Origin of the sequence: Streptomyces sp. NPDC059003, from assembly GCF_042740445.1 — a bacterium.
In the GTDB taxonomy this organism is placed as follows: domain Bacteria; phylum Actinomycetota; class Actinomycetes; order Streptomycetales; family Streptomycetaceae; genus Streptomyces.
The window spans coordinates 56219-75439 of record NZ_JBHYJH010000023.1 but is presented as its reverse complement, the minus strand read 5'-3'; the positions used below and the strand labels follow the sequence as shown (position 1 = coordinate 75439).

The 19221-nt window shown below is 70.3% G+C and carries 10 protein-coding genes; 7 read left to right on the top strand and 3 right to left on the bottom strand.

The window, feature by feature from the left end:
* Positions 1–37: 37 nt before the first annotated feature.
* The 3 genes from ACFWZ5_RS12265 to ACFWZ5_RS12255 all read right to left on the bottom strand — a co-directional run bounded on the left by ACFWZ5_RS12265 (position 38) and on the right by ACFWZ5_RS12255 (position 2463).
* Positions 38–805 carry a calcium-binding protein gene (locus ACFWZ5_RS12265; protein WP_384890683.1) on the bottom strand — a complete coding sequence of 256 codons (768 nt, stop codon included), beginning with the start codon at positions 803–805 and terminating at the stop codon, positions 38–40.
* 335 nt (positions 806–1140) lie between these two features.
* On the bottom strand, positions 1141–1800 hold the full coding sequence (locus ACFWZ5_RS12260) for an L-2-amino-thiazoline-4-carboxylic acid hydrolase (protein ID WP_384785836.1): 660 nt from the start codon (positions 1798–1800) through the stop codon (positions 1141–1143).
* A gap of 249 nt (positions 1801–2049) precedes the next feature.
* The gene (locus ACFWZ5_RS12255) at positions 2050–2463 is read right to left on the bottom strand and encodes a DUF6299 family protein (RefSeq protein ID WP_384785834.1); all 414 of its coding nucleotides are present in this window, start codon (positions 2461–2463) and stop codon (positions 2050–2052) included.
* Positions 2464–3084: 621 nt separating this feature from the next.
* On the opposite strand from ACFWZ5_RS12255, the gene ACFWZ5_RS12250 reads away from it, so the two are divergent.
* The 7 genes from ACFWZ5_RS12250 to ACFWZ5_RS12220 all read left to right on the top strand — a co-directional run bounded on the left by ACFWZ5_RS12250 (position 3085) and on the right by ACFWZ5_RS12220 (position 19204).
* Positions 3085–6804, top strand: coding sequence for a hypothetical protein (locus ACFWZ5_RS12250; RefSeq protein WP_384785831.1), 3720 nt, complete (start codon positions 3085–3087; stop codon positions 6802–6804).
* Positions 6805–6806: 2 nt separating this feature from the next.
* Positions 6807–10940 (top strand): hypothetical protein, encoded by a 4134-nt coding sequence (locus ACFWZ5_RS12245; protein ID WP_384785828.1) that lies wholly within the window; start codon positions 6807–6809, stop codon positions 10938–10940.
* Between the two features lie 9 nt (positions 10941–10949).
* Positions 10950–11813, top strand: coding sequence for a hypothetical protein (locus tag ACFWZ5_RS12240; RefSeq protein ID WP_384785825.1), 864 nt, complete (start codon positions 10950–10952; stop codon positions 11811–11813).
* Positions 11814–12139: 326 nt separating this feature from the next.
* The gene (locus tag ACFWZ5_RS12235) at positions 12140–13300 is read left to right on the top strand and encodes an acetyl-CoA carboxylase biotin carboxylase subunit family protein (protein ID WP_384785822.1); all 1161 of its coding nucleotides are present in this window, start codon (positions 12140–12142) and stop codon (positions 13298–13300) included.
* A gap of 195 nt (positions 13301–13495) precedes the next feature.
* Positions 13496–16276, top strand: coding sequence for an alpha/beta fold hydrolase (locus ACFWZ5_RS12230; RefSeq protein WP_384785819.1), 2781 nt, complete (start codon positions 13496–13498; stop codon positions 16274–16276).
* Positions 16277–16278: 2 nt separating this feature from the next.
* Positions 16279–17244 (top strand): NAD-dependent epimerase/dehydratase family protein, encoded by a 966-nt coding sequence (locus ACFWZ5_RS12225; protein WP_384785816.1) that lies wholly within the window; start codon positions 16279–16281, stop codon positions 17242–17244.
* A 1-nt stretch (position 17245) separates the two neighbouring features.
* Positions 17246–19204, top strand: coding sequence for an aminotransferase class I/II-fold pyridoxal phosphate-dependent enzyme (locus ACFWZ5_RS12220; RefSeq protein WP_384785813.1), 1959 nt, complete (start codon positions 17246–17248; stop codon positions 19202–19204).
* Positions 19205–19221: the final 17 nt, after the last annotated feature.

The window sequence follows — 19221 nt, the reverse complement described above, 5'->3', positions numbered from 1 at the left end:
CGCTACGGCGGCCGCGCGGGCATCCTGTCCGGGGTCGTCATGTGGGGCTACACACGTCGACGGCGTCGCCGGCGGCCTTGACCGCGGAGGTCGTCGAGTTACCGGCGAACGTGTAGCGGAAGGAACCGTCGACGGTGGCCTTGACCGTCGTCTTCAGGTTGCCCCGGCTGTCGGCCTTGACGGTCTTCACCGCGGTGTAGGCGGTGGCGCCCTTCTTCTTGAACTCCAGCGTCGCGGACTGGTTGCCGTAGGCCGCGTACTTGTGGGTCTCCCAGTTGGCGCGGGTCAGCGCGCCGGTGATCGTGAGGGTCTTGCCCTTCTTGATCGGCTCGGGCGCGGCGTTCGCGGTGAGCTTGGCGGCGCGCTGGACCTTGAAGGACGCGGCCTTCTCCACCAGGAGGCTGTCGATGTCCTTCGCCGTCACCATGGCGTCCACGTACCAGCCGCCCGCGGGCGTGTTGTCGTAGAAGTCGGTGTCCGGGTCCAGGGTGAAGGTCCCCGTGCAGGCCGAGGTGGTGGCGCTGGACGCCTCGCACTTGACGGCGCCCTGGGGCAGCGCGACGTGCGAGTTCGGGCCGTACAGCGTGATGTCGGCGGTGTCGATGCCGGAGTCGTCCGTCGCGGTGACGGTGACCTTGAAGGTCTTGCCCGCGGTGGTGCCGAGCTCGATCGGCTTGCCGCCGTTGACGGTGACCTTGTCGATCTTGAGGTCGCCGTCGACGGCGAGAGCGCTGGGCGCGGCGAAGCCGGCGGCGGCCACGGCCAGAGCCGAGCCGAGCACGGCGATGCGGGTGCGGTGCTGCATGAGTCCCCCCACGGGAAAGAACCGGGGCGCATGACACCCCGGCAACAGATGTGAACAGGGTGACCTTACGGTCTTCACGGCATCTTCATCACCGTGGTGATCGCCACGCGCGTCGCGTACAACCTTTTGCCGTGTACGTGTGCTGGGCGGCTGAAGTCCCGCCCATGCCCCGCACTTTGGCGTGGGGGAGGGGGAGGTGGCGGCGCCGTGCGGCTGTGACCGTGTCATGGAGGTGGTGTGAGCGCGGGTGCGCTGTCGACGTCCGCCAGGGGATCGAGTGAAGGGAGCCGACGCCCTTGCGTCGGCTCCCCTCGGCCCGTCGCCTCGGCCCGTCGTCAGTCGTGAGCGGCCCGGGTGCGGAGGAAGTGGAACGGGCAGTGCGTTCCGCCCAGGCCGATGGTGGTGACCCGCTCGAACCGGAAGCCGTGCTCGTGGGGGTCGATCGCCTCGATCCAGTTCGCGTCGAAGGCACACATCACCGGAGTCAGTTCCGGCGCGGAGTTGGCCACCAGGACCTGGTGGTAGAAGCAGCGGTGCACGTCGGCGAAGAAGCGGCTGTCGTCGTCGACCGGGTGCCGGAAGGCGAAGCCCGCGCCGAACGCGTGCTGTTCCCTGGACTTCGCGAGGTCCACCATGGCCCGGTACGGGTCGGGCGACGAGTCGAGCATCGCCCGCGTGCCCTGCCGGACCGCCTCACTCAGCGGTTCGACGAAGGCGGTCCTGACGAGGTCGAGGGCGTCGCGGCGGCCGAGTGAGGGCATCAGGAACTCGTACGCGGCGACCAGGGCCAGCGTCATCCGCAGGTTGTAGAGGGCGGCCTCGTCCACGACCAGGTGCCTGTTCGCGGCCGTCAGTTCCTCGTGCCGGGCGCGCATCGCGGCCAGCAGGCCGGAGTCCGGGAGCTCCCTCAGAGTGGCGGCGATATGGCCGAAGAAGCCGTCGATCACCGCGGCCGTGTCGGCTTCCGGATCGGGGACGTAGTGGTCGGTGGTCATGGATCGTGCTGTCCTTCCGGTCGGGCCCGACCCCGAGCACGGAAAACAGCAACACCCGGACGGGCGGCTGGCCGTGCTCGCGGTCGCGCGAACACGCCAGCGCACTCCACCGACCTACCTGGCGCTGACGAGCTTCATGTGTGGTTGTCGCCCCGAGGCTACAGGAGTTGGGGGAGACCGACGGTGGGGGGATCTCTCCACCGCCGGCCTTCTGCGGACCCCGGCGATGCGCCCGGCAGTGACGGACCGTCAGCGCAGCTCGACGGCCTCCGCGTCATGGGCGAGGAACCGCGGCCACGGCAGGCCCTGCGCGGTGGAGAGCTTCATCAGATGGGCCTTCACCTCGGCCCGCCCCGGTCCGAAGTCGGACCGGGTGACCTGGCCGGTGTTGGCCCACTCGTGGACCTGCCCGTCGCACACGGCACGGGTGCCGCCGATCCCGGCCGACCGGCCCTTCTGCGTCAGCGTGCTGCCGACGAACACCGGTCCGGAACCGCCGTCGTCCAGACACCGGTAGGTGCCGGACAGGGTGACCGTGCCGTCGGCGGCGACGGTGCCGGTGGTGTGCACGGTCAGGTCGTCGGCGGGGCCCGCGTGCGCGGGGGCGGCGGCTGCCAGGAGAAGCGTGCTCGCGACGGCACCGAGAGCGAGACGGACGCGCATGGAGAAGCACCCTTTCAGGAGGTGGGGGAGGGCGTCCGCCAGGGATATCGGATCGCGCCGGGTGGGGCGGCAGGCGGGCGGCGGGCACGACATGGACTCACCCGATGGGGTGACATGTGGGCGCCCAGTGGACGCATGACGCGCACCGTCGGCGATGCTGGGGCGGGAGTGTCGTGCGGGCAGGGGGCGGACATGAGGACAACGGCTGGCGCCATCACACCGGGCTTCCTGCCGTGCCGTCCGTGCTCCGCGTTGCATGCGTGCTCTTCGATCCGCGCGTGGTCCCCGATCCATGCGCGGTCTCCGATCCCCGCGTGCTCCCCGATCCCCGTGCGCCCTTCGGTCCCCGCGCGTTCTCTGATACGGCCGAAAATGACGCGGCCGACCACCCCGGGCGTGCGGTAGAACCAAGGTCACGCGTCCCAGACCGCGTCAGTTCACCGCAGCGCCAGTCCCTCAGTTCAGAGTCCGCGTTTCGCTGCGCGACTCCACCATCCACAGGGCCGACCGGCTCCCACGTCGATGCCGACGCCCTTCCAGCACGTTTCAGACATCCACCGCGTCACGCCCTGAACCAGCCACATGGTCCAAGGGGGCGCGGACTCGTCAACGGGGGAACCCATGGCTGCGCCACCACCACCTCAGCCGTACCGTCTCGTACGCGCCACCGACCTGCTCGACCTGCACTTCCGCTTCCTGGGACTGCGCCTGGACCGGACCGCCCTGGGGGGCCGGAAGCTCGTCCGGCAGGACCCCGCCCTACCGGGCTTCATCGCCGTCACCTTCGGCCCGCAGCACGTCGCCGAGCAGGCCTTCTTCGAGGTGAGCCCCGGCATGCCGCACACCACGCCCCCGCTCCCCGGCGCGGGCCCCGACCCCAGCGAGCCCCACAAACCGCCGCCGGTGGCCTCCCGCATCGGCGGCCGCAGCGTCCTCGTGTTCGCCGTGGGCACCACCGCCGTCGACTACACCGAGGTCGGCCTGCTCACCGCGATGCGGACGCTCCCGCTGCGCGTGGTCGACGCCGCCCGCGAACCGGCCGTGGCCGCGGAGCTGCGCCCCACCATGACCGACCGGCCGACCGATGTGTTCCAGGCCCTGCGCCTGGCCAGGACGGCCGCCGAACTCGCCGCGCGCCACGGCCCGGAAGGCCCCGTCGACGCCGGACTCCTCACCGCGCCGCAGCTCGCCGCCACCGCCGGCACCGGACCGGAGAACCCCCTGGCCGATCCGGACGACCCGCGGACCGGCATCGAGCTCCCGTACCGACTGCTCCTCTCCCCGCCGGGGACCGCGGCCTGGACCCACACCACCGCACTGCCCGACCCCGACGGCCGCATCGAGCTCTGGCACACCCGGATGCGCGCGACGGGCGCCCGCGCGGTGTGGACCCGGGACCCCGGTTTCGACCCCACCGACCCGCGCCCCATGGACAAGGACGGCAACGACTTCACGATGGCCCTCGACCGCAAGGACCGGTCGTCGGTGGTGCACCTGACCTCCAACTCCCAGCTGCCGGGCGGCTACCGGCCCACACCGGTCAGCGTGACCAACCTGATGCTGTCCTCCATGGGCGGCTGGCTGGACTCCTTCGGCCGCTGGGACCGGCCGCACGGGAACTTCGACGTCACCCAGTGGCGGCACCGGGCATCGCTCGGCCGCGACCACTACGTACGCGTCATGTACCGGGGGCGGCTCTTCCCCTTCGGGCACCGCGCCGACCTCGTCAAGGTCACGGAGCGCAAGTTCGACCACGCACGGCCGGACCAGGCCGCCTACCTCAACCAGCGGTTCTTCATCATGGTGCGCGAACCGGTGCGCCGCTACGGCAGGCCGGAGGACAACGACGACCAGAAGCGCCTGCACCGCCTCTTCCCCTTCGACAGCGTCCGGCTGCTCACCCTGGTCACCCCCGACCTGCTCCGGCCGAAGCCGTTCCTGAACCCGGTCGACCCGACGCCGAACGAAGGGTTCACCTTCTTCCCCGACGTCCAGGGCGAAGAGCCGTTCCTGTTCCAGGTGAGCATGACCGACCTCGACGGCCGCATCCTCGAGTTCCGTACGCCCATGGCGTTCGTCGGCCACACGGTGCAGAACGACCCGGCCAACATCCAGAGCATCATCGACAGTTACAACGCGCCGCTCAAGAACCCGACACCCGGGCCCCCGGTCCTGGCGGAACGGGACGCCCAGTGCGTCGTCGCGGACCTGCGCGGCCAGCCCGTCGCCTACGCGCCGAGCAGCAGGCCCGACGACACGACCCTGTCCACCGGACAGCTGATCTGGGGGGCGGTCACCGCCCCGTCCATCCTGGCGCTCGACCCCGCCGACCACCCCCGGTTCCTGCCGACCGTGCGCTGGGCGCGTGCCGTCGTGCCCGCGCTGAGCCGGTTCGGCACCGGCTCCGGGGGCGATCAGCCGCAGTCGGTGTTCTATCCGGCGCCGTACGTGCAGAACGTCTTCGAGCCGGCGAACAAGGGGCAGCTGTTCATCGAGCTCGTCCAGCCGTTCGACCTGACCTTCCGCCACGGCGGCCAGACCGCCGGAGCGCTCGCCCAGCCGAACTTCGCCGTCGCCGGTCTGTCCCGCCTCACCGGGCCGGTCGCGGCGACCTCCGCCACCGCGCTCGCCCCCGGCGCGGAGGAGGTCGACAAGTGGGCCAACCTCGTCCGGGGCAGGTTCAACCCGGCGGACTACTTCGGGAAGGTCGTCGACGCCAAGCTGTTCGGGATGTTCCCGCTCAAGGACATCCTGAAGGAGGTCGGCCTCGACAACCTCAAGGCGCCGAACTTCCTCACCGCGACCGTCGACGCGGTCACCGGATTCCTCGGCGACCTGCGCGGCCTGCGCGACCTGCTCACCGGAGTCGAGGAGCAGTTCCCCGAGATCGCCGACCGGGTCATCCGCGTCACCGACTCCGCGACGATCTTCGTGCAGGTCCTCGTCGCGTACATCACGAGCCAGCTGGAGCAGGCGCCCGACCCCACCCCCATCGAAGAGGTGGACAACGCCTTCAGGGCGTTCTCCGACGCCCTCGCCGACCTGCGCGTGAACCTGCCCGCCGGGGTCGAGACCGGAGTGCGGCAACTCCTCACCCGGATCGCCGAACAGGCCGCCACCTGGGAGCGCGCCGTCGGGCAGGCGCTCGCGCTGAAGGAGGCCGTGAAACTGGCCGCGCTCGGCGCCAAGCTGCCGGACGTCGTCAACTCCCGCCTGCAGTGGCAGCCGGACATCGAGGCGTGGACACCAGGTCAGGACGATCCCCCGACGCAGGAGAAGGACGCCGTGTTCTGGCCGATGGGGAAGCTGACCCTGACGGCCGACCTGCGCGGTTCGCTGCGCCCGGACGTGCCGCAGGCCGCCGACGTGACCTGCACGCTGGACAAATTCCAGCTGCGCATGATCCCCGGCTTCGGCGCGGTCGTGCTGAACTTCGACCGGATCCGCTTCACGATGCGCGCCGGGCAGAAGCCCGACGTCGAGGTGAAGTTCGGCGGTGTCGACTTCATCGGGCACCTGGCGTTCATCCAGACCCTGCGCAACCTCATCCCGCTCGACGGCTTCAGCGACCCGCCGGCGCTCACCGTCGACAGCTCGGGCATCCACGCGAACTACTCGATGCAGCTGCCGAACGCGGCCGTCGGCGTGTTCAGCCTGGAGAACCTCTCGCTGAACGCGATGCTCTCCGTGCCGTTCATCGGCAACACCCCGCTGCAGGCCGGATTCTCCTTCTGCCGCCGTGAGGCGCCGTTCCGCCTCACGGTGTCGATGCTGGGCGGGGGCGGCTACTTCGGGATCGTCCTGAACCCGCAGGAGATCGCCGTCCTGGACTGCGCCCTCGAGTTCGGGGCCGCCGTGTCCATGAACTTCGGCGTCGCCAGCGGCAGCCTGTCGGTGATGGCGGGCGTCTACTTCCGGCTCGAAATCGTCAGGGGCGCGGACGACGATCCGAACGCCCCTGCCGACCCGGACAAGCCGGTCCGGACCAACGTCAAGCTCGTCGGCTATCTACGGGCGCGCGGCGAGGTCGACGTCCTCGGCATCGTCTCGGCCTCCATCGAGCTCTATCTGGAACTCGGCTACGAGGGCGGCTACGCGGTCGGCCGCGCGCGCATCACCATCAGCATCGAGATCGGCTTCTTCTCGAAGTCGGTGACGATCAGCTGTGAGCGCAGGTTCGCCGGCAGCGGGACGCTCGACGCGTTCGCGGGCGTCGCGGCCGCCCCGCAGCTCACCCCGCCGTCGTTCGTCGACCTCATGTCGCCGTACGACGATCCCGTGACCGGCCGACGCGTGGACCCGGTCTTCGACTACTGCACGGCCTTCGCGGAGGTGAACTGACCATGGTGGACAGCATCCGGTGGACCGTGCTCCCCGACGGCGTCATCGAGGGCGACACCGTACGGGTGTCCGTCCTCGTCAGCCCCAGCCTGACCGGCATCACCACGCTCGGCCGCTCCGAGTACTTCCCCAGGTGGCCCGAGAAGCTCAGCCAGACGCTGCTGCCCGCGCTGCGCTTCGAGTTCGACAACCCGGCACACACCTTCGTGACGGAACACGAGCCGACCGACCGCTACCCGGCCGCCGACATCGGCCTGTGGCGGACCCTGTTCAACGACGACACCCTCGTCACTCCGCCCCCGACAGCGGCGGCGCTCGCCGAGACGGAGCCGCCCACGCTGCGCTCCTTCCCGGGCAAGCTGGTGCACGACGAGGTCATCGACGTATACCGGGCCGTCGCGGTGTACACGACGCGAAGCAGGGTGGGCGGCGAATGGGCCCGCGAAGAGGGCATGCTGTGCGAGGAGCCGCCCACCGACCACCGCGGCTGGGAACTCCCTCCGCTGTACCAGATGCCCGACTTCATCACGCAGCAGGTCCTCGACATCGGCAAGGACATCCAGGTCGGGTTCGCCAAGGTGGAAGCGGCCCTGAACCCGCACAGCGACGGCCCGCGAGCGGCGGACGACCACACGCCCCGCTACATGGACCGCTACCGAGGTCCGTACACCGAGGAAGACTTCAAGCACATGCTCCCCCTGGCCGAAGCGGCCCGGTTCTACGAGCGTGAGCAGCCATCACCCGCCCTCGCCGACGAGGAGGAGCACCGCGTCGACTTCCACGAGGCGTGCGGGCTCCTCGGCGACTACCCGGAGCTGCAGCGCAGGTTCGGCCTCGTCGTCGACCTGCGGTTCACGCTGCCCGCGGGCGTGGCCGACGGGGCGAGGATCCGCGTCCAGTTCGACCCCGGCCTCCCCGGCGCCGCCACCCTCAACGCCCCGGCCCGCTGCCCCTGGACACAGCTCCGGCTCACCCGCGGCAGCGTCTTCGAAGCGGCCCCCGCCACCGAGAGCCTGCTCACCGGCCGCATGCTGAACCTCAGCGACCCGAAGACCTGGCACCTGACGGAGCTCGATGTGGACGGCGCCGCCCTGAAGCACATCGACTACGCCCGCAGCATCGCCGTCCTGCACAAGCGCGACCTGCCCGCGAGCCCCGGCTCGGTCGCCTACGAGGTCTCGGGCACCGGCACCCCTGCCGCCCGGGGAGCGGGCATCACCCTGCTCCGCACGGACCGCGACAAGCACCTGGCCCACCTGATCGGCGCCGACGTGGGCCGGCAGACGACCAGCACGGAGATGACGCTGACCGCCGATGACCTGGTGCGCGGCTACCGCGTGGACATCGGCACCGTCGACCCGGCCACCGGCGCCGTCGTGCAGTGGCGTTCGCTGCTGCGCCGCCGCGGCCGCTACACGATCCGCTGGCCCGGACAGCCGCCCTACGACATTCAGGTGCGCCCGGACGAAGGCATGGTGCGCGCCAACGCCGTCGCCGTCACCGGACCGCCCGACAAGCGGCAGCTGTACGGCCACCAGGCCGTGTGCGGCTGGCAGGGCTGGAGCCTCGCGGCGCCGCGCCCCGGCAGGACCATCGGCCTGGCGGGCGAGCCGGAGGCACCCGCCCCGCCGATCTCGCCGGACGTCCCCCTGGAGACGAAGTTCACCGCGGAGCCCGGCTCCCTGCCCGCCCTGCGCTACGGCCGTACGTACCGCATGCGCGCCCGCGTCGTCGACCTCGCGGGCAACGGCCTGGAGCACACGGCGACCACACCCGACGCCGTCCGGTCCGAGGCGATCACCTACGGCCGCTGGGAGCCCGTGCCGCAGCCCGTGGTGATCCCGCTCCTGCCGTTCAACGAGGGCGAGTCCACCGAACGCCTGGTCATCCGCAGCACCGTCACCGACGACGGCCGGCACATCTCGCCCGACGAGTACGTCCTGTGGCGCGCGAACGTCCCCGACCACAAGGCCGACTCCGACGTGGACCACCTGGACCGGCAGTACAAGCCGACCGCGGAGCGGCACGTGGCGCCGCCGAAGACCGCCCTGCAGATGGCCGAGGAGCACGGCGTGTTCGACGCCGCCTTCGGCGCGGGCAAGCCCGACCGGCTGCGCGAGGAGTACTTCGCCGTGGCGTCCCGCGAGTCCGGCTCCTTCCTCGACACCAAGGTGCGCGACCCCGAATGGCCGCACCTGGAGCACGACTTGCTCCTGGAGGGCGACATCCGCATCGCCAAGCACGACGTGCACGACGCGGAGCCGCTCACCCGGCTTCCGCTGCCGCGGCGCGGAGCCGGACTCAAGCGGGGCGAGTTCGTGGTGCACCGCGCCGATCAGCTGCTCCTGCCGTATCTGCCGGACGTCCTGGCGGAAGGCGTGATGCTGCGCGGCCTGCCCGGCGACCGGGAGAACCGGAAGATTCCCTTCCCTGGTCCCTGGCCCCAGGCCAAGCCGTTCAAGATCCGCATCAAGGAGGGCACCGGCGCGCCGCACTGGTACGACATCGGCGAGCGCGTCCTTGAGGTGTACCTCCCCAAGGGCGAGATCGCCACCGTCCGCCTGAGCTGCTACCTGAACGCGCAGAAGCTGCCGCTTTTGCGCCAGTGGAACCTCCTGACCGCCTCCGACTACTGGAAGGACCTGCGCCCGGCGGACAAGGCCTTCGTCACCCAGGCCACCGCGGACGGCGAGAACTGGATGCTCACCCCCTGGGTGGAGGTCACGCTGGTGCACGCGGTCGAGAAGCCCGTGCTGCCACCGGAGCTCGCCGAACTCACCGCGCAGCGCACGGCCGAACAGACCGCCGCGGAGATCGGCCTCCAGCTCACCACCCACGCCGAGAGCACGGGGCACGTCGAGGTGGACGCCCGCTGGAGCGAGTGGCTGGACGACGTCACGCAGGACGCCCCCACCCGCATCGACGGCCACACCCATCTGGAGGACATCACCCTCGCCTACAACGAAGACGTGGAACGCACCGCCCGCACCCACGAGTTCGGCGACACCCGGCACCGCAACGTGCGCTACACGCCGACCGCCGTCACCCGCTTCCGCGAGTACTTCCACCCCACCATCACCGCGGACCGGGCCAAGGTCACCCGCCTCGGCGCGACCACCGCACCGCTGCCGGTGCCCAGCACCCGCAGGCCCGAACCGCCCGTCTTCGCGTACGCCGTGCCGACCATGCGCCGCGAGAGGAGCGTCGACCACGAGCGCGCCACCGTCACCCAGCGCCGCCGCACCGCGGGCCTGCGGGTGTATCTGAACCGGCCGTGGTTCTCCTCCGGCGACGACGAGATGCTCGCCGTGATCATCGACCCGGGCACGGACCTGCCCGACACCCTCGCCACGCGCTGGGGCGTGGACCCGGTCTGGGCCGACACCACGACGCTGCCGCGCCCGGCCGCCGAGCACTTCCCCAACGCGGACAAGCGCGTCACGGGACTGCACCTGGCCGAGTTCCCCGACACGGCACCGGTCCTGGTGGACGCGGTGGCCTTCACACCGCAGTACCACCAGGAGCGGCGCCTGTGGTACGTCGACATCGACCTGGACTTCGGCACCGCGACGGGGCCCGCGTACTTCCCGTACCTCCGGCTCGCCCTGGCCCGCTACCAGCCGTACGCCATCGATCCGCTGCACCTGTCGAAGGTGGAGCGCGCGGAGTTCGCCCAGCTGGTGCCGCCGCGCACGCTCACCGGACGGCGCGAGGGCGAGCAGCTCACGATGCGCCTCGCGGGACCGGCGCCGTTCAACGAGCTCGGCGAGATCAGCGGCACCGGCGTGACCGCCGCGGCCGCGAGCCGCCGTGTCGTCGTCACCCTCCAGAGCCGCGCGCAGCTGGGGGAGGACGACATGGACTGGAAGCAGGTCGGCACCCCCGTCGAGCTGACCTGCCGTCAGGACGGCACCGGCTTCGCCTGGAGCGGCGGCATCGCGCCCCCCACCGGGCAGGCCCTCACCGACTACCGGCTTCTGGTGCAGGAGTACGAGCTGTACCGCACCGACAAGGACACGGCCACCGACACCTTCACGGTCAACGGCACGCAGGTGTTCGCGGCCCGGCGCCCGGTGCACGCCGACTACTTCGCCCTGGCCGTCGGCCTGCTCGGCCGCATCGACTTCAAGCTGTAGGGAGGGACGATGTCACTACGTACCTCGGCCGCCTGCCTGACCGCGCTGCTGATGGCCCTGACCTGGTCCGCGCCCGCCTCCGCCGCCCCGGCGAGCCGCACGAACGATCCGCAGCCGCACCGGGGCGGTGCCGAAATCGTCACCGCGGTGGGTGGCGGTACGGAGCTGGTGTGCACGTCGGGCTTCGCGGTGCGCAGGGTGGAGGACGGCAAACGCGCCATGGTCACCGCGGGGCACTGCTCGGACGGGCAGCCCGGACCGGAAGCCACCTCCGGGGAGTTCCGGTACGGTGCCTTCGCCAAGTCGTCCTTCACGGAGAAGGCGGACTTGGGCCTGCTGACCGGCACTCCGCTCAAACCACAGACGTACGCACCGACCCTGTGGACGGACGGCGGCGCGGCGGGCAGTCCTGTCGCCCGCAGGGTTCTGGGGAAGGCCGACGCGCCGGTGGTGGGCCAGAAGGTGTGCGTGAGCGGCAAGGCCACCAAGCTGTTGTGCGACGTCGAGGTGTACTCGCTCACCAACGGCGTGCAGTGTGAGAAGAAGCCTCCTCACCGGTGTACACGGGGCCTGGGCATTGCGGTCAAGGAGCGCACCGTCGTGTCGCTCCCGGCCGATTCGGGGGCGCCGGTGTTCGTGCCGATCGACACGGTGATCGACGGGCATCAGGTCCACGGGGCAATGATCGTCGGCATGCTGGTCGGAGGAGGGCCGCGGCAACAGGGCGGCATCGAGGACCTGTTCACGTTCCACACGGTCAAGCAGATCGAGTGCACGTTGAACGTCCGGGTCCTGACCACCGCTGAGGCCGAATCCGGCGACACGACGCCGCCGCCTCCGCGCACCGACTGCGCCACTGTTCCGGGCGCATGACCGGGTGACTTCGCCCTACCTGTGCACCCCGTCGCCAGGTGGAGGCGCGGGGTGCACGGGAAGGCATGACCGGCGCGGCGAAAGCGCCCTCATGGGAAGAAATGCCGCGGATGACTCCACTCCTTTTCGAGTAAGACTCTTACTTGTGATCCATGTCACGCGCCACCCTGCAAAAGATCTTGGTTCGGCATGTCCCCCGGGCCGTATGGGTGTGGCACGATGCCAATGATTGAGGTTGGCTGAAAGTAACCGATCGCGAAACATTCGACGCAAGTTCTGCACTACCGAGAACAGATCAGGCACGCTGTAATTCGGGGGACGCAAGAATGTCAACGATGATTGTTATCGGATACCGGGACGATCTGGACCGCTCGCTACGACGCAGGGGTTTGGACCCCTTTTACATAGCGCAGGCCCTGATGCTCCCGCCCGAGGGGCGGCGATTCACTTGTGTCACCGATATGGAGAACGCCCAGGAGGTGCTGAGGGCGGTGCTCGCCGCGCGCCTCGACGACGTGGCAGGGGCGCTCAGCGTTCATGAGATGGGCGTATTCGGCGCCACCTGTCTGCGACAGCAGCTGAACCTACCGGGTAATACGGACTCGAAGACGGCTCTCTACTTCCGGGACAAGTACCTTCAGAAGAGCAGGCTGCCGCCCCGGATCAAGCGGGCGCGCTGCCGCTATGTCGACAGGGGCACGTCCTTCGCCGATCTGGTGAGGGATCTGGGCGAGGTATTCGTCATCAAACCGGCGACCGGAGCCGGGTCTCTCCGGACGAATATCGTCCGCTCCCCGGAAGAGTACGAACAAGCTCTGAAGGTGCTGCCGAGCCGGTCGGACGTGGAAGTCGTCGCCGAGTCCTTCGTGGACGCTCCGGAAGTCTATATGGACGGCATCTGGAGCAGAGGTGATCTTCGGTGGTCGTCCATGACCCGCTACCACCTGTCGCCGCTGAGCGCGGCACACGGCGGCATCCTGGCCGCGCACATCTTGGACAAGAGGCTCCATGCCGCACTCTTCGAGGAAACGGAGGCGCTCGCCCGTCAAGCGCTCGGCAGCCTGGGCGCACCTGATTGCGTATTCCATCTCGAGGTGTTCACGGAAGAATCCGGACCGACCTTCGGCGAGTGCGCCATCCGCCTGCCCGGAGCGCTCTCCCCGCAGGTCAACAAACTCACGTTCGGCGTCGACCTCTTCGACGTCGAGATCAGTCTCGCGCTCGGCGAAGGAGTGCCCGACGACCTGGCCGACATCGTGCCGGACCGCTTCTACGGGTACATACTCCTGCGCCGTCCCAGTGGAAATCCCCTGACCCAGCAGGACTTTGAACGTCACTTCACCTTTGATGAGATCGATTATTCGGCGTCGCCCGACACCCCGGCCGGTCCTTACGGCCGTGTCGGACAGGCGATCGTGTCCGACCAGGACGAGCTGAAGCTGCGGAAGACGATCGAGGACATCGTGCGCTTCAACGAACTCGGCTGAGGCAGCCGGTTCCCTCACGATCGGCGACGGCGCCCGCCTGCTCGGCGCGCCCGCTTCGCCTGCGCGCGGACCCGGCCAGGACGAATGCCGTCGTCCACCGCCGTTTCCCGCCGTCTCCTGACGATCTCTCCTACCCATCCGTGACGGAAATCGAGGGCCGTTCCACGACCCTTCCCATCGGAGGTCTTCGCCCCCATGCAGGAAAACGTTACTGCCACCACGCTTCCGGAATTGCTGGAGAACGCGGCCCGTGACGCGTCCCGAGGAATCACCTTCGTCGGTGGCTCATTTGTGCCCTATGCCGAACTGCGGGACAGCGCAGGCCGGATTTCTCAAGGGCTGCGCGGCCACGGCACCACCCCGGGCGACCGCGTACTGATTGCCGCCCATGAACCCGAGACCTTCTTCCACGCCTTCTGGGGCTGCGTCCTGGCCGGTCTCGTCCCGTGCCCCGTCGCACCACCGGCCGACCCTTCCCGGTGGCAGCCGCAGTTGGAGCACCTGCGCCTGCTCCTGGACGACCCGCTGGTCGTCCTGTCCAAGGACTCCTACGGAGACCTGCCCGACATCGGCCTGCGCACGGTCACCGTCGAGGAGTTGAGCCACACCGCACCCGGGCCCGGACACCGCCACGAGCCCGCCCCGGACGAGCTCGCCCTGCTGATGCTCACCTCCGGCTCCACCGGATCCAGCAAGGCCGTCCGGCTCACCCACGCCAACCTCCTCGCGGCCCAGGCCGGCAAGGCGGGCGCGCTGGACCTCGGCCCCGCCGACACGACGATGAACTGGATCTCCACCGACCACATCGCCGCGATCGAGGCCCACCTGCTGCCGATGCTCAACGGCGCCGACCAGGTCATGGCCACACCGGCGACGGTCCTCGGCGACCCGGTGGAGTTCCTGCGACTGCTCGCCGCGCACCGGGTGCGCGTCACCTTCACCCCGAACTTCCTCTTCGGGCAGCTCAATCAGGCACTCGCCCAGCGGCCGCCCGCGCCGCACGAGGCCGACCTGTCACACGTACGGCACATCATCTCCGGCGGCGAGGCCACCGTCACCGCCACCGTGCGCGACTTCCTGGCCGCCCTCGCCCCCTACGGGCTGCGCGACGACGTGATCGTGCCCGCGTTCGGGATGACCGAGACCTGCGCGGGCAGCGTCTTCAACCGCGACTTCGCCACCCGCGACCTGGGCACCGAGTTCCCGCCGCTGGGCCGCCCCGTACGAGGGCTGCGCATCCGCGTCACCGACGGCGCGGGCACGGTCATCGCGGCCACCGACGACCCCGGCTCCAGTGAGCCGGGGGAGGTGCAGCTGCACGGACCGATGGTCACCGACGGATACTTCGGCAACGACGAGGCCACCGCGCAGGCCTTCACGCCCGACGGCTGGTTCCGCACCGGCGACCTGGGCCGCCTGGACGCCGACGGCCGGCTGACGCTGGTCGGCCGTACCAAGGACTCCATCATCGTCAACGGCGTCAACTACTACAGCCACGATCTGGAAGCGGTCCTCGACGAACTGGACGACGTGCGGCGCGGCCAGATCGCGGCGTTCCCGGTCCGGCCCGACGGCGCCGACTCCGAACAGCTCGCCGTCGCCTTCGTGCCGTCCGGCGACGCCGACGACGACACCGCGGTGTACCGGGCGCTCGTGGCGATCCGCAGCTCCACCGTCATGCACTGGGGCTTCAGGCCCCAGCTGGTACTCCCCGTCACCGAGGACCTCATACCCCGCAGCAACCTGGGCAAGATCCAGCGGACGCGGCTGCGCACGGCCGTCGAGGCGGGAGACCTGGACCAGGCGGTCCGCCGGGCCGACGAGGTCACCACCCGCTTCCTCGGCGTCTACGTGGCACCGGAGGGGGACGCCGAGATCGCCCTGGCCGACATCTACGGCCGCGTACTGAACATCGGGACAGTACCGGCGACCGCCAGCTTCTTCGACCTCGGCGGCACATCCCTGGACGTGCTGCGCCTCAAGCTGGAGATCCAGACCACGTTCGGCATCAGCGACGTACCGATGGCGACGCTCCTGCAGACTCCGGACGTCGTCGGCCTGGCCCGCCGCCTGACCGCCGGGCAGAGCGCCGGTGGGGACGCCGCCTACGATCCGCTGGTGCCGCTGCAGATCACCGGGGACGGCACACCGCTGTTCTGCGTGCACCCCGGCCTGGGCGAGGTGCTCGTGTTCGTCAACCTCGCCAAGTACTTCACCGGCGAGCGGCCGTTCTACGCGCTGCGGGCGCGCGGCTTCGGGCAGGGCGAGACCCACTTCGGGACGTTCGACGAGATGGTCTCCACCTATGTGGCGGCGATCCGGCGGGTGCAGCCCAGCGGGCCGTACGCCGTCGCGGGCTACTCCTACGGCGGGGCCGTCGCCTTCGAGATGGCCAAACGCCTGGAGGCCGACGGCGACGAGGTGAAGTTCGTCGGCGTCTTCAACCTGCCGCCGAGCATCTCCGGCCGCATGAACGAGATCACCTTCACCGACGGCGCGATCAACCTGGCGCTGTTCCTCGAACTGATCACCGCCGCCGACATCGAGGGCCTCACCGCCCGGCTCCGCCCGCTGCCCGAAGCCGACCAGCTGGCCCACCTCATCGACCAGGCACCGAAGCGGCGCCTGACCGAACTCGACCTCACCGTCGAACGGTTCACCGCCTGGGTGCACCTCGCCCAGAGTATGGTGCACCTGGGCCGCACCTACGAACCGTCGGGTTCGGTCGCGCGGGCCCAGGTCTTCTACTGCACACCGCTGCGCGGCACCAAACAGGAGTGGCTGGACAACCAGCTGCGGCACTGGGACGACTTCACGCGCCACCCCAACCGGTTCATCGAAGTCGACGGCGAGCACTACACCCTGATGAGCCCGCAGCACGTACAGACCTTCCAGGCGACCCTGCGGCGCGAGCTGGACCGCGCGCTCGGCCAAGCACAGCCAGAGGCACTCTCCGCGACGACCAGGAGCAGCTGACCATGCAAGGCAAGAAGATCCTCGTCACCGGTGGTACCGGACAGGTCGCCCGGCCCGTCGCCGAAGCGCTCGCCCCCGACAACGAGGTGTGGTGCCTGGGCCGCTTCGGCGACCCGGCGGCCCGCAAGGACCTGGAGGCGGCGGGCGCCCACACCTACACCTGGGACATGGCCGACGGTGACCTGGACGGGCTGCCGCACGACTTCACCCACGTACTGCACTCGGCGGTGCACCGGGGCGAGAGCGGCGACTTCGACGGCACCATGCGCATCAACTCCGTCGGCACCGCACAGCTGATGACGCACTGCGCCACGGCGGAGGCGTTCCTGTACGTGTCGTCCGGGGTGGTCTACGACCGGACCGACCCCACCCACCACTACCGGGAGAGCGACCCCTTGGGCGGCGCCACGCCCTGGCTGCCGACGTACCCCATCGCCAAGTTCGCCGTCGAAGGGGTGGTGCGAGGCCTGGCCGAAACCCTCGCGCTGCCGTCGGTGATCGCGCGGCTCAACATCGCCTACGGTCCGTACGGCCACGGCGGCGTCCCCATCATCCTGTTCAAGGAGATGCTCCGGGGGCAGCCGTGCGCGGTGCCCCGCGAGGGCCAGAACTACTGCAACCCGCTGCACACCGATGACATCGTCCGCCAGGTCCCGCTGTTGTGGGCGGCGGCCCGGACCACCGCGCAGGTGGTGAACTGGGGCGGTGACGAGGAAGTCGGCATGACGGACCTCCTCGAGTACATGTCCGCGCTCACCGGGGTGCCGGCCCGCCTGGACCGCGGCGACCACAGCCGGGCCACAGCGATGTTCGACAACCGCCTGCGCCGGAGCCTGATCGGCGACTGCACCGTGGGCTGGAAGCGCGGCATCGCCCGCACCCTGGCCGACCTGTTCGAGGAGTACCGCGACCGCATCGAGAAGCACCTCGACGGCGAGGAGAAGCACGTCGACAGCGAGGTGAACTAGCATGCGCAGGCCCACGGACGTCGCCGCGCTCCAGCAGGTGCGGTGCGCCGCCCTCGGCTCCCGCGAACCCGCGTGCTCCCTGGCCCAACTGGGCCAGGACGCCGAGGCGTTCGCCGCCCTCGATCCCGTCGTACGCGAACGCCCCACCCTCGTCGGCGGCGCGGCCCCGTACAGCCCGACCAGCCCCGTCCCCACCCCGCACGCCGTCGACGAGCTGGTCCGCTGCGCGGAGGCGCTCGACGTGCACCAGATCCTCGTACCCGGCGTGCGGCGCACGGATGATTCCCGCACGCTGCGGACCGCGGGCCTCGTCCCCGTCGCCGCCGACCCCGAGCGCGTCGTCCGGCTGACCGGGGACGTGGACGACGTGCTGCGGAACCGCGTCGGCGACGACCGGCTCCGCGAGCTCCGCCGCCACGACGAAGCACTGTCCCGCGAGGTCACCTGGGAACGCGTCCGGCTGACCGATCTGGACGGGCACCCGTGGGCGCGCGAGGCCTTCGTGGACCTCCACGCACGGCGCCACAGCGGCGACCACAACCCCTACAACGCCGGAGCCCTCGTCGCCCTGGCCCGGAGCGCCCTCGCGGACCGCACCGAGCTGTTCCTACGCCGCCGGGCGGGCACCGTGATCCAGGCCGGCCTGATCACGGAGTCCCACAACGGCCGGGGCCTCTACCACCTCACGCAGGCCGTCGACCCCGCCGATCCCGCCGCGCGCGACGACCTGTACGAGGCGTCCCTGTACCGGCTGTACGCCGACGCCCGGAGCTCCGGACTCGACTGGGTCCATCTCGGCCGCGGGGACGCGGACCGCGCCCGCCGCGTCGGAGCCGATCTGTTCGTGCCCGTCGACCACTGGCTGCGCGCCCCGGACCTCACACCCGCGGAGGACGGGCAGGGGGAGCCGGAGCTGTCGCGGTTCGCGACCGCGCCCGTCACGGCGGTGCCGGTGCCGGGCCCGGCGCGCTTCCGCCGCCAGCCCCGGTTCGACACGATCGACCTGTCGAGCAACACCAACCCGTTCCTCGGTACGGAGAGCCTCTACCCCCACCTCGACACGACCGAGCTGGCCCGCACGTACCTGACCACGATCGCGCGGCTCCCCGGCCACGACGGCGTCGACGCACTGAGCACCGAACACGTGTTGTTCACCAGCGGTGCCGTGGACGGCGTCATGCTGCTGCTCGCGGCGCTCGCCTCGCCCGGCGAGTCCGTCTGCCTGACTCCTCCCACGTTCCCGCTCTACACCCACTTCGCCCGCGTCCTGCGCCTGCCCGTCGTCGACGTGCCGCTGCGCGGCGACGACCTCGACGAGCTCGACACCCAGCGGATCCTCGCGGCCGACCCCCGGGTGACCATCCTGTGCGACCCGAACAACCCCGCCGGGACCAGGCTCGACCCGGCACAGGTGCACACCCTCGTCACCGGCACCCGTGGCCTCGTGGTGATCGACGAGGCCTACGTCGAGTTCAGCGAGGGCCCGTCGTACGCGGGCCTGGTCGAGGAGCACGACAACCTCATCGTGCTCAGAACCCTCTCCAAGGCCTGGGGGCTCGCCGGTGCGCGCTGCGGCATCGCCCTGGCGCGGCCCGGCATCGTCGAGGCGCTGCGGCGGGTCCAGGTGCCCTTCGGGTTCACCGACGCCTCGCAGCGCGCCGCGCGGGACCGGCTCACCAACGCGGGACCGGTGCTCGCCGCCCTCCAGCGCATCCGGTCCGAACGTGACCGGATGGCCGCAGCCCTTGCGGAGCACCCCGCGGTGGACCGGGTGTTCCCCTCGGAGACCAACTTCCTCCTGGTCCGGCTCCACAAGCACGAGCGCGTCATGGACCACCTGCGCGGCGCGGGCATCGTCGTCGCCGACACCGGCCACGTCATCCCCGCCACGTGCCGCGTCTCCATCGGCAACCGGCGTGCGAACGACACGCTGCTCGAAGCGCTCTCCTCCGCCCTGTGACGCCCTCTGAAAGGATC